Consider the following 2,944-nt stretch of genomic DNA (forward strand, 5'->3'; position numbering starts at 1 on the left):
ACCCCGAGACCAGGAAGACCAACCCGAGCGCGGCGGCCGCGAGCCTCACCGGTCGGACAGCGAAGCGGCCGGGCATCTGTGCTCCTGTCAGGTCACGGGGATGGCGTGATGACCGCGCATTATCGGGGGCAGTCGATGAGGATTTGGTGATAGACCGCCGCCGAGGAGAAGCCGTTCAGCGGTAGTGGTCGACCGGCCGCGCGCCACGCGCAGGGCGAGCTGCTGGTTCTTGCCTGCTTCACGCGGATCAGAGCACGAGCGGCCTGACCGGGGCGGCGATCAGGGTCGGGTCGTTTCGCCAGTCCACGCCTGGGACGTCGATGTAGAGCTCGATCTCGTTGCCGTCCGGGTCGGCGATGTACAGGCTGTGCGTGACCGTGTGGTCGCTGGCGCCCAGCACCGTGACGTTGTTCGCCGTCAGGGTGGCTAGGGCACCCCTGAGCTCGTCGTCGCTGTCACCGACCTTGAGGCCGAAGTGGTACATGCCGACGCGTCGGCCGGTCGGAAGGGCCGCGGCTTCCTGGCCAACCTCGATGAGCAGCAGCTCGTGGTGGGTCCGACCGGACGGGGCTGAGAACGCGGCCACGGGGATCGGCAGCGGGTCGTCGCCCCCACCCAGGATGGGCCGCCAACCGAGCACGTCGCGGTAGAAGTGCACCGACCTGGCCAGGTCCCTCACGTAGAGCACCAGGTGTCCTAGCTCCTTGATCTCCAAGGCGTCTCCCGTCGTCGTCAGCGGCACCCTGCGGTTGCGCCGTGATGTGGTCGGCCAACCTAGCGCGCTGCCGCCAGCCGGCGCTCGGCCGGCGGCACGGTGACCAATTCTGCTTGTTGTCGAACCCGCCGGCCATCGGACTCGGCGCTGGGGCTCTTTCGGCAGGCACTGATCGTCGTCGGCGCCATCGTCACCGGCGTCGGCGGCCGCGGAAGGGTGCGACCAGACCCAACAGGGCCGCTGTTCATGAAGCCTCGCCGCTGGAGGTTCGCCAACATGTCATGACGCCGAAGCACCCCGCCGTGCATCGGCCCGTTCGGGTGGCCAGCGTCGCGGATGGGCGACCCGTTCCAGGGCAGCCGCGATGGCGTCGACATCGTCGAGCTGTCCGGCGGCGACCGCCATCACGAGGTCGTAGGCCTCGTCGTTGGTCACGGACAGCCGGAGCCCGTTGAAGCCGTAGAACGCGAGGACGGCGGCCACGGCCAGCCGCTCGATGCCGTCCACCAGCCCGTAGTTGCGGGCCAGCGAGTGCTGCAGCAGGCCCACGTCCCGGACTTGGGGTGGGCCGCCCAGGGTGCTCTCAGCGACGTGCAGCAGGGCAGCTCCTCGTCGAGCACCTGATCGAGCAGCTCACCTGCGCTGAGTCCCCAGTTGCGAGGGCAGGCAAACCGGTGGCGGACGTCGGGTTCGAAGCCTCTCCGGTGCGTTCAGACGGGTGACCGCAGCAAGACTGACCCACTCCGGTCAGGGAGAGGGTCAGCCTTTGGATAACGGACTACCCGCGCAGTGTTCTGATGTCCTTTCCATGGGCGACCAAGGCCCACAGGACGAAGACGTCCAGAGCGATCACGCAGATCGCCCACAGCGGGTAGTACGGCATCCAGGCGAACATGACCAGCGCGCTGACGCCGGCGAGGATGATCCCCACGACCCGGGACCAGGTCGTTCCGCTGAACAGGCTGATGCCCGCCAGCAGCACCACCACGCCGACCACCAGGTGGATCCAGCCCCAGGTGGTGACGTCGAACTGGAGGATGTACTTCTGGGTTGCGACGTAGAACGTGTCGTTGACGATGGCGACGAGTCCGACGAACGCCTGCCAGAGACCCGTCATGATCATCAGAATCGCAGCGAACATCGTCACGCCCACGGCTCCAGCGCTGGGCTCGACAGCGGTGACGCCATCGGGCGTCAGGCGATGGGTGCCGGTCTTGTCAGAACTGTAGGTGGTCACGGAGGTTCCCCTCCTTCATCGATCCCGCGCCTGCGCGGCTGCGGAGACGCGGAGGACAGCCGCAACCGACCACGACCGTCGGTCTCGACCGGTCCACGTCTCAAGTCTGGAATCCGCAACTCAAGCAGGCCAGTGGCGGAAGTCCCGGCCGCCGAGAGTGGCGCGACCCTCCCAGAGCCGATGGCCCGGATGGGGATCTCCACCCCACACGCCGCCCCGTTGAACAGCTAGGCCACCGCATGGCCATGCCGTGAGCTCCACCGGTTGAGGACACCAACCACAGGCAGGGCCAAGAGGACCAAGGCGGCGAAGGGCAGGAACCCACGGGCATATCCCACCGATCCCCCGACCAGCCCGGTGACCACGCCCATGACCGGCGGGATGACGAACCCGCCCAGGGCGCCCAGTCCGCCGATCCAGCCGGAGGCGCCACCGACCGCGTCCGGCACGTAGCGGGGGAGGAGCTTGAAGACGATCCCGTTCTGGAGGCCCATCCCGGCCCCCACGGCGATGGTCGCGAGCAGCGAGACCGAGAACACCCCGGAGAACGACAAGACGACGGTGCCGGCCAGCATCAAGAGTTGCCGGGTAGGGCGTACCTGATGGAGATCCGGTCGGAAAGCAGACCGCCCGGCACCCGGATGAGCGCGGAGATCAGGGAGAAGATGGCCTGCCTGGCGCAGCGTGGTGTCGTACATCGACGTCCAATACGTGGGCAGCCACGAGGTGAACGCAAGGAAGCCGCCGAAGGAGAGGAAGTGGAAGAAGACCAGGATCCAGGTCGCCGGGATACTTGCCGCGTGCTAGCACACATCCCGGCCAGCGTCGCGGTCTGCCGCTCGGTCAAGTCCCCGCGACCACGAGCACCTGCTCGACCTCGTCGAACTCCACATCCTCCACGACCGCCTGGACCACGCCCAGCAGCCGAGCCCATACCCTGACAGAACGCACGCCGTTCCCCCCACCCTCCGATTCCAGCCTTCGACAGCAGG

The 2,944-nt window shown here is 67.6% G+C and carries 4 protein-coding genes; all 4 read right to left on the minus strand.

Annotated features, from left to right (window positions below; genetic code table 11):
• Positions 1-247: 247 nt before the first annotated feature.
• Entirely contained in the window at positions 248-715 is a 468-nt protein-coding gene (locus VIM19_17870) for a VOC family protein (GenBank protein ID HEY5186721.1), read from the minus strand.
• A gap of 279 nt (positions 716-994) precedes the next feature.
• Positions 995-1,264, minus strand: coding sequence for a hypothetical protein (locus tag VIM19_17875; protein HEY5186722.1), 270 nt, complete (start codon positions 1,262-1,264; stop codon positions 995-997).
• Positions 1,265-1,493: 229 nt separating this feature from the next.
• Positions 1,494-1,952 carry a hypothetical protein gene (locus VIM19_17880; GenBank protein ID HEY5186723.1) on the minus strand — a complete coding sequence of 153 codons (459 nt, stop codon included), beginning with the start codon at positions 1,950-1,952 and terminating at the stop codon, positions 1,494-1,496.
• Between the two features lie 227 nt (positions 1,953-2,179).
• A complete protein-coding gene (locus tag VIM19_17885) occupies positions 2,180-2,527 on the minus strand; it encodes a hypothetical protein (protein ID HEY5186724.1) in 348 nt (115 codons plus the stop codon).
• Positions 2,528-2,944 lie beyond the last annotated feature (417 nt).

Source organism: Actinomycetes bacterium (assembly GCA_036510875.1).
GTDB lineage: Bacteria > Actinomycetota > Actinomycetes > Prado026 > Prado026 > DATCDE01.